The sequence below is a fragment of the Flavobacteriales bacterium genome (assembly GCA_021739695.1).
In the GTDB taxonomy this organism is placed as follows: domain Bacteria; phylum Bacteroidota; class Bacteroidia; order UBA10329; family UBA10329; genus UBA10329.
This window is the reverse complement of record JAIPBM010000040.1, coordinates 18,073-27,282: the sequence shown is the minus strand read 5'-3', so window position 1 is coordinate 27,282 and position 9,210 is coordinate 18,073. Positions and strand designations below refer to the sequence as shown.

The following is a 9,210-nucleotide window of genomic DNA, read 5'->3' as shown; positions in this document are numbered from 1 at the left end:
CGGAAACGATCGCCATGAATGCAGACCAACTCCTTGTTAAGCAGTGCTTTGCTGATGAGGAAAACGTGCGAGATATCGTCTTTGATCGGAATGACGTTGAACTTCCTTCCGCCCGTGGTCTCGTCAATGTGCTGCTTTATCTTCTGATGTTCCTCGTCATACATCACCACATTCACCACACCGCCATAACCGCGCATCAGGTGACTGGCAATTTCCCAGTTGCCCATGTGGCCCGAAATAAGAATACCGCCCGTTTTGTTCTCCACCATATTGCGGATGTGTTCGGCCCCGTTGTGTGTCAGCTTAAAGCGGTCCTTGATGCCCGAAGCCATCGCCACCTTATCAATAATTACCTGCCCGAAAACGTAATAGGTCTTGTAGATGCCAACGATGCTCTTCCAACGGCCATAGCCCAAACCCTCGCGGTAATAGTTGTAGATCCATTTGCTGCTACTCCACGAGAAGAGGAAGAAATACAACACCACAAAATGCAGGAAACCGTAGGTAAAACCCATTCCCAGGTTCTTCATAAAGAAGATGAAGAACCAATAACCGAGGGCGTTTCCCCTACTCTTTCCACTCCATTCACTCATGGCGCGAAATTAAGAAGCTTGGGAACTTAGCAGCTAAGCTGAATTACGCGTTTTTCCAACTCGAAGCGTCTTTGCGAGAAATTTCTTTTGGGAAATTTCGTGGCAATCTGTTTCGGATTGGCTCGCGTTTGAAGACGATTGCTTCAGTCGTTCCTCCTTCGCAATGACGCTGGCGGGTTTCGTCATTGCGAGGAACGAAGCAACTAAGCGCAGCGTTCTCATTGCCAAAGGCAATAATCTCAACCCGATACAGATTGCCGCGCTCCGCAAGCTCCGCTCGCAATGACGGCAGGGGTCTGAAATCCTTCGGCTGTGGTTTTGAAACCCCAACTTCCGAAGAGCTAAGTGCAACATGCCTCTTCCTGAAAAACCTTCGCATCTTGCTGATTGGTCTTCGTGCTTCACTGATTCACCTTCGCAGTTCACTGAGCGGGCTTCGGTCTCCGCTGAGCCGCCTTCGGTGTTCGCTGAGCGGCCTTCGGTATTCACTGAGCCGCCATCGGTATTCACTGAGCCGCCTTCGGTGTTCACTGAGCGGCCATCGGTCTCTACTGACCGGGCTTCGCGCTTCGCTGCTCGGCTTTTACCGTCAGCCTCGTTTCAGGGTATTACCTTTAGATGCTGAATCCGCCAAAGGCGGACAGCATGACGCTACGATTTAGCTTGGGTAACGCTTACCCTACCTTACTCGCAATAAAATTGTAGAAATCGTCAAACGTGGTAATCGTTTGAAAATCCTCCGAAGTGGTTTTGAAACCGAAATTCTCATCGATAAGCACCACAAGATCCACGTAATCGAGACTGTCGAGATCGAGGGTGTTGTGCATGTTGGCATCGGCCACTAGGTCGGCTGCGTCTGCTTCAAATTCCTCGATCAGGAACTCATTTACGGTGTCTATGATCTGCTGTCTGTCCATGGGGTTCAAGGCGCGAACTTACGAATTATCAACGTTGAATTGGTGCCGCCAAAACCAAAGGAATTGGAGACGATTGTTTTCAGTTCCTTCTCCACCGTTCGGGTGGCGATGTTGAGTTTGGCGGAGTACTCGTCTGGCTCGGTGAAGTTGATGTTGGGTGCCACGAAACCGTGCTCCATCATGAGCAGCGAATAGACGATCTCGGAGGCTCCTGCCATCCAACATTCGTGGCCGGTCATGCTTTTGGTGGAGCTGACGAGCGGGCCATTATCGCCAAAAACGCTGTGGATGGCCTGTGCTTCGAAACCATCGCCAACGGGCGTGGATGTGGCGTGGGCGTTGACGTAATCGACTTCGGATGGGTTGACATTTCCCATTTCCATGGCCATGGTGAGGGCGCGGAATTGCCCATCGACATTGGGATTGGAAATGTGTTCGCCATTGGAGCTGAAACCGTAGCCAACGAGCTCGGCCAAGATGTTTGCTCCGCGTGCCTGGGCACTTTCGAGGCTTTCGAGAATGACGGTTGCCGCGCCTCCGCTTGGCACCAATCCATCACGGTTTTTGTCAAAAGGCTTGGATGCCTTGGTAGGTTCGTCTTCTTGAACAGAGAAGGTTCCGATGCCATCGAAACTTCCGAAGGCGTATGGATTTACTTCTTGTGCGCCTCCGCAGATGATCTGTTTCTGCAATCCCATTTTGATGAGCAGATAGCCCATTCCGATGGAATGCGAACCACTGGCACAGGCAGCACTTACGGTGAAGTTGACGCCTTTGAGACGGAAGATGGTGCTCAAATTCATGGTGACGGTGCAGTTCATGCTTTGGAAGATGTTCCCCGAACCGATGAGCGTGGTGTCTTTCTTCTCGCGAAGCAGATCTACTCCTTCAATGACGGCACCTGCTGTGCTGTCGTTTCCGAAGAGAATTCCTACTTCGTTGGCATCGATGAATTCTTGCGTCATTCCTGCATGCTCCAAGGCTTGCTTGGTGGATGCGAAGGCATAAAGCGCTTCTTCGGGCATGTTCTTGCGTTCCTTTCGGCCGAGTTCTGCTTTCAGGTCGGGCATGGGAACGTTACCGATAAGTGCGGAACGGAATCCCATTTCCTTGCGGATAGGATCGAAAATGACACCGGATCTTCCTTCGCGAAGGGAAGCAGTGACTTCTTCGGCATTCGTACCTAAGCACGAATGAATTCCAAGACCGGTGATGACAACGCGGTTCATGGTCGACAGTTGACGGTTGACGGTTTACAGGATGATGAGTAAGACATGTTTTTAGCCACAGATGCACAGATTTTCACGGATGAAAATGATTTATCATTTCCGTGCAAAATCTGAGTTAATCTGTGCATCTGTGGCTCTTTCATGTTAAAATCAACAGTGAAGTCCTCCGTTAATATTGATCACGTTTCCTGTGATGTAGCCAGCATCTTCTGAAACCAAGAACGAAACAGCCGCGGCCACTTCTTCCGGTTTTCCGAAACGCTGCATAGGTATCATGCGCGACATCTCCTTCTGGTCGAAATCAGCCGTCATATCGGTTTCGATGAAACCTGGAGCAACGGCATTCACCGTTACGTTTCGCTTGGCTATTTCCTTTGCCAAGGCTTTGGTAGCGCCAATGACACCTGCCTTTGCGGCTGAGTAATTCACTTGTCCGGCATTGCCCATCATTCCCGAAACGGAAACCACGTTGACAATCCGTCCATAACGCTTGCGGATCATCTTGTCCACCAACTTGCGGGTCACGTTGTAAAATCCTCCCAACGAAACGCCTAGCACACCATCCCAATCTTCCTCTGACATGACCATGAAAAGTCCGTCTTTGGTGATGCCAGCGTTGTTTACAATGACAGAAATCTGCTCGGTTGGATTGGCTTCCATCCAAGCTGAAAGCGCAGCATCTGCTCCTTCTCTATCGGCTACATTGAAGCCAATCGGCTCTCCTGTTCCGCCTACTTCTTCAATAAGTTTTACGGTCTCGTCTGCCGCAGCGGCATTCGATGAATAATTGACAAGAATGTGATAACCGTGGTCTTTGGCCAAGCGCACGGAAATGGCGCGACCGAGACCTCGCGAACCACCCGTTACCAATGCTATTTTTCGGTCACTCATTTTATTGGTTGTCGGTTGACGGTTGACAGTTGACGGTATGGAATACTTTGAACATTGAACCTTGAACTTCGAACTTAAAATATCTCAATCTGCGGATTGTTCTCATGCAAGAATGCAGACAACTCTGCCAACTGATGAGAACGTGGTTTATCGTCTTCAAACGTTGCCAAATGCTTGCGAACAGTATCGTAGAACTTCTGCCCTGCAACCGACATCTTCGATTTGCAACCCAAGCTATCAACGCCTTGTGCAATGGCAACGGCTTCAATGGCCATTACCTGGAACGAATTATCAATCACCTTTTTGGTCATCAACGCTGCGTTGGTTCCCATGCTCACGATGTCCTGATTGTCGTTGTTGTTCGGGATGGAATGCACGTACATCGGGAAGGAAAGCGTTTGGTTCTCAGCCGTGGTTGATGTGGCTGTGAACTGCATCCCTTGAACACCGAAGTTGTAACCGAGTTTTCCCAAGTTCATGAACGGAGGAAAAATGTCATTCAGCTTTTCGTTCATCAGGTAATTGAGCTGTCGTTCGCACAACATGCTCAATTTAGTGATGGCAATCTTCATCTTGTCCATCTCCAAGGCCACATAATCACCGTGGAAATTTCCACCATGATACACGTGCTTGTTCTCGAGATCAACAACAGGGTTATCGTTGGTTGAATTCACTTCGTCCAACAGAATTTCCTCTGCATTCTGAACCGTTTCGAGAATCGGCCCAATGATCTGCGGAATGCAACGGAACGAATAATATTCCTGCACCTTTTCCTTGATCGGCTTGCCGTTTCCTACCTTCTCAATGTCCTTGAAAAGTCGGTCTTCACGCTTGCGAACCAACTTGCTCGTCTCCAAACATCTGCGCATGGCAGCGGCAACCTGACGTTGTCCTTCGTGCTTCTTCGCGCGATTCAAAAACTCAGAATAACTATCGTCATACGAACGGACGATCTCATTGATCACTGCTCCGATCAACGTAGCCCAACGAAGTAATCGCGTAGCATAGATCACATTCAACAATCCAATACCACTCATGCATGAAGTACCGTTCATCAAGCCCAAACCATCGCGAAGGTGCAACTTCACAGGCTCCATTTTCAATTCCTTGAGAATGTCTTTTACAGGTCGGGTTTCGCCTTTGTAACGCGCTTCTCCCTCACCGATCAAACCCAAGGCCAGGTGCGCCAACTGAACAAGATCGCCACTTGCTCCAACACTTCCGTGCTCGGGGATGTATGGGTAAATTCCCTTATCGAGATACGCCACCAACTGATCAACAACTCCCATGCTGATACCCGAACCGCCCAAGGCGAGCGTATTCAAACGATTCAACATTACAGCACGCACATACTGATCAGGAAGTCCTGCCCCCAAACCAGAAGCGTGGCTTCTTACGAGATTATATTGAAGCTGCTCCAACTCCTCGCTCTCAATACGATACTGCGCCATTGGCCCAAAACCGGTATTGATGCCGTAGATGATCTTGTCTTTGGAGAACTCCGTCAAGAAGTCAAAACTCTCCTGAACAACGGCTCGCTGTTGCGCTGACAGCCGCACTTTTTCTTCCTGTACAACAACGCGGAAAAAACTATCGAGTGTAATTGTCGGTCCTATAACTTGAGGGTTTTGAATGAGCCCGTTTTCAGGGGCTGCAAATTTAATGTTAAATCAATTTTGTTTCCTATCATTATCGACCATTATTTTCAATGGGCCGGATACTTCAATCTCTTTATCTCAATACGCTTAAATTCAAATGGTTATGGCTGTTTGGATTCGCGCTGATCTTTGTCATTCTTGGCTGGAAGGCAAGCCAATTGCACATTGAAGAGGACATTACCAAAACATTTCCGCACACTGAGGAATTCAAAAAGTACGATAATCTATACCGGAATTCCTCCATTTCGGGAAACATCATCGTTGCCATTGGTCCGCTCAAAAATTCATCAAGCGAAGAACTTGTTTCCATTGGGGAAACACTTCTCGAGCAGTTCAATAAATTGGACACTGGTTTGTTCAAAGCCATTCAGTTTTCGTCTGAAGCGGCAAAAATGCAGGAAGCCTACGGCAATTACCTACGTGATCTGCCGTATTTTCTGACTTCGGATGAGATTGATACGCTCTTCAAAGACCTATCGGAAGATGGCATAGAAACACGCCTTACTTCCACCCTCAACCGACTGCGCAGCTACGAAAGCATGGGAACCAAGAAGTTCCTGATGATGGATCCGCTGCAAATGGGTTCGCCCATTTTGGGACGATTGAGCAAGCTTCAGGAAGGAAACGCTTTCAAAATTGTGGACGGCTACACCTTTACGGCTGATGGCGAATACCTGTTGATGGTGATCAAACCGTCCAATCCGCCTTCGGAAACAGTTGAGAACACGCGCTTGGTGGAAGGCCTGCAAGCTGCGGTTGATAGTGTTTCTGGTGAGTTAAGTGAAACGGAGATTCTTCTTTTCGGTGGGCCAGTGATTGCGGTTACCAATGCTTCGCGGATCAAGAAGGACACGAGTTTGGTTTCGTGGTTGGCGGGAGGCTTCATCCTGCTGCTTTTGATCGGCTATTTCCGCAAACTCACCATTCCCATTCTGTTCTTCATTCCGGCTGTTTTCGGACTGACCTTCGCTTTGGCGGTCATTTCGGTGATGCAAGGTTCCATCTCGGCCATTTCGGTTGCAGTAGGAACCATCGTGCTCGGCATTGCCATCGATTACAGCTTCCATTTCTTCAATCATTACCGCGAAACAGGTTCGATTGAAGAGACGCTGAAAGAGATCAGTTCGCCCATGTTGTTAGGTTGCGCGACAACGGTTGCAGCTTTCTTCAGTTTGAATTTCCTGCACTCGGATGTGCTTGCCGACTTTGGAACCTTTGCTGGATTGAGTTTGATCGGAACCGCCTTTTTCGCTTTGGTCGGATTGCCGCACATAGCAGCTTGGGCCAAGTTCAAACCGGTCTCAGAACCAAAACCATCTGAACCACTCAAGTTCAAATGGAAAGCCTTGTTGTTTTTCAGTTTGATCGGAGTGACCGTTTTCCTATGGAACCATGCTGGAAATGTGGATTTTGAAGACGACCTGAACAAGATCAATTACTTCCCAGAGCACTTGCAAAAAGCGCAGGATATTATTGTGGGTGATAGTAATCGAGAAAGTCTGTTCGTGCTTTCGGCTGATGAATCTTTATCACAGGCCGTTGAAAATACAGCGTCATTGCGAGGAACGAAGCAATCCCCACTTTATCGAGATGAGAGATTGCCGCGCTCGTCCCTCGCTCGCAATGACGAAAGTGACACATCCATCCGCTCCACGGTGCTAACGGATGTGGTGCTAACACCAAGTCAAATTGAAGCAAGTGTCGCTACTTGGAACAAGCATGTTTCTGAATTGGATGAAGAGATTGAATTCAATCTTTCTGAGAAAGGCGCTGAACTTGGATTTCAACCCCAGTTCTTCAATGTGTATCAGGATGTTTTCCGAAGTTATGAGGTGGCAGATGAGCAATTCTATCAGGATTTCTTGCTGAACGACCCTATCTATAGCGAGTTCGTTTTCAAAGGCGATAACGGCTACAACGTGGTTTCCACGGTCAATCTTCCGAAGGCTGACCGAAGCGATTTCACGGATAAAGTGAACGGAATTCCAGGACTGGAAACCGTTGCCCGAAGCTCCTTGGCGCACGACCTCGTGAACACGGTCAGCGATGACCTCAACTTCATTCTTATCCTCTCCTCGCTTCTCGTTTTTGTGGTGTTGCTCCTTACTTACGGTAGAATTGAATTGGCCATTGTCACCTTCCTTCCAATGGCGGTCAGCTGGGTTTGGATCCTGGGCATTTGCGGCCTCTTCGATATCAAATTCAATATGATCAATGTAGTGGTCACCACCTTCATTTTCGGTTTGGGCGATGATTATTCCATCTTCATTTCTGACGGAATTCTGAGCCGATATAAATACGGAATTGATAAGGTGAAATCATTTAGAAGTTCGATTATCCTGTCGGCTATCACCACCATTATCGGAACAGGCGTACTCATTTTCGCGAAGCATCCTGCGCTTTATTCCATCGCCATTTTATCGGTTACTGGAATGGTCTGCGTGCTCATTGCATCGCTAACGCTCCAACCGCTACTTTACGATATGCTGATTGAAAGTCGCAGAAAACGCGGCTTCTCCCCGCTCGAACTCCGCGACCTATTGCGTGCTGCCTTGGCCTTCGGCTGGTTCCTCATCGGCTGTGTCATTCTCAGCGTTATTCTGATTGTTCTTTCCATTCTTCCGCTTAAAAAACGAAGCAAACAAAAGGTGATGATGAGCCTGATCAGCTGGTTCATCCGTTCTGATTACCAGACCATGTGGCACGTTCCAACGCGTTGGATCGACAAGGACAAGCTTGATAAACCAGCGATTCTCATTGCCAACCACAGTTCGTTTGTAGACCTGATGGTGATGATCGGTAGCAGCAATAAACTCCTTTTGGTTACCAACGATTGGGTTTGGAATTCGCCTTTATTCGGTTTCTTCATTCGTTACGTGGAATACATCCACGCCAAGGACGAGACCTCTTGGGACCTCGTGAAAATTCAACAGAAGGTGGATGAAGGATATTCCATTCTCATTTTCCCAGAAGGAACACGCAGTTTGGACGGACGAATTGGTCGCTTCAAGAAAGGTGCCTTCTACTTGGCAGAGCAACTGAAATTGGACATTCAACCCGTCATCTTGCATGGCATTCATCATGCGTTGAGAAAAGGTGATTTCTCTGTTCAGAAGAGTTTGATGACCATCAAGTATCTACCTCGAATTACTGCAGATGACGCTTCATTCGGAACAGGTTATCGAGAACGAACCAAAGCCATTTCGAAGTACTTCAAAGCAGAGTTTCAGAAAGTGCGTTTGGAGGTGGAAACCCCAGATTTCTATGCAGATAAGGTGCAGCGTTTGTATTCCTATAAAGGACCAGTGCTTGAATGGTACGTGCGTATTAAAATGATGCTCGAAAAGAACTTCTCCGAGATTGTTGACCGCATTCCGCGAGAAGGGAAAATCTATGATCTTGGTTGTGGTTACGGTTATCTCTCGCATCTGCTTGCCATGCAGTCATTCGACCGAGAAGTGATTGGTTTGGATTATGACGAAGAGAAAGTGCAAGTGGCCGCACACAGCCATTACTTAGGCGAAAACCTGTCGTTTGCGCAGGCTGACCTTACTCAATTCAATCCAGAAGCGGCCGACTGCTTCATCATTAAAGATGTTCTGCATTATTTCCCTGCGGCAGATCAGGAGGCCTTACTCAAACGCTGTGGCGAGAAACTGAATGCTGGCGGAACCATCATCATCCGCGATGGTATTGAAGATGAACAGCAGAAACATGGCGTGACCAAAATGACCGAAGTTTTTAGCACCAAAGTCTTTGGCTTTAATAAGGTCGAACACCAACTGGAATTCCTACCAGAAGAGCGCGTGTTATCGTTCGCTAAGGAATTTAATCTCAGCATGGAGCGATTGGAGAATAAGACAAGTTCGAATGTGACGTTCATATTGCGTAAATCTGCGTAGCTTCAATTGTTCACGAATGC

6 protein-coding genes are annotated in these 9,210 nt (G+C 48.0%); 1 reads left to right on the top strand and 5 read right to left on the bottom strand.

The window, feature by feature from the left end; translation table 11 throughout:
* The 5 genes from K9J17_17465 to K9J17_17445 form a co-directional block, all read right to left on the bottom strand.
* The coding region (locus tag K9J17_17465; protein ID MCF8278520.1) for a lipid A biosynthesis acyltransferase at positions 1 to 593 on the bottom strand (593 nt) is incomplete at its 3' end.
* Positions 594 to 1,267: 674 nt separating this feature from the next.
* Positions 1,268 to 1,510, bottom strand: a complete 243-nt coding sequence (locus K9J17_17460; protein ID MCF8278519.1) for an acyl carrier protein — start codon at positions 1,508 to 1,510, stop codon at positions 1,268 to 1,270.
* A gap of 5 nt (positions 1,511 to 1,515) precedes the next feature.
* Positions 1,516 to 2,739 (bottom strand): beta-ketoacyl-[acyl-carrier-protein] synthase family protein, encoded by a 1,224-nt coding sequence (locus K9J17_17455; GenBank protein ID MCF8278518.1) that lies wholly within the window; start codon positions 2,737 to 2,739, stop codon positions 1,516 to 1,518.
* Positions 2,740 to 2,889: 150 nt separating this feature from the next.
* Positions 2,890 to 3,630 (bottom strand): 3-oxoacyl-ACP reductase FabG, encoded by a 741-nt coding sequence (gene fabG, locus K9J17_17450; protein MCF8278517.1) that lies wholly within the window; start codon positions 3,628 to 3,630, stop codon positions 2,890 to 2,892.
* A 74-nt stretch (positions 3,631 to 3,704) separates the two neighbouring features.
* The gene (locus K9J17_17445) at positions 3,705 to 5,246 is read right to left on the bottom strand and encodes an aromatic amino acid ammonia-lyase (GenBank protein MCF8278516.1); all 1,542 of its coding nucleotides are present in this window, start codon (positions 5,244 to 5,246) and stop codon (positions 3,705 to 3,707) included.
* Between the two features lie 92 nt (positions 5,247 to 5,338).
* Between K9J17_17445 and K9J17_17440 the strand changes: the two genes are divergently transcribed.
* Positions 5,339 to 9,190: an MMPL family transporter gene (locus K9J17_17440; protein MCF8278515.1), complete on the top strand. Its 3,852-nt coding sequence runs from the start codon at positions 5,339 to 5,341 to the stop codon at positions 9,188 to 9,190.
* Positions 9,191 to 9,210: the final 20 nt, after the last annotated feature.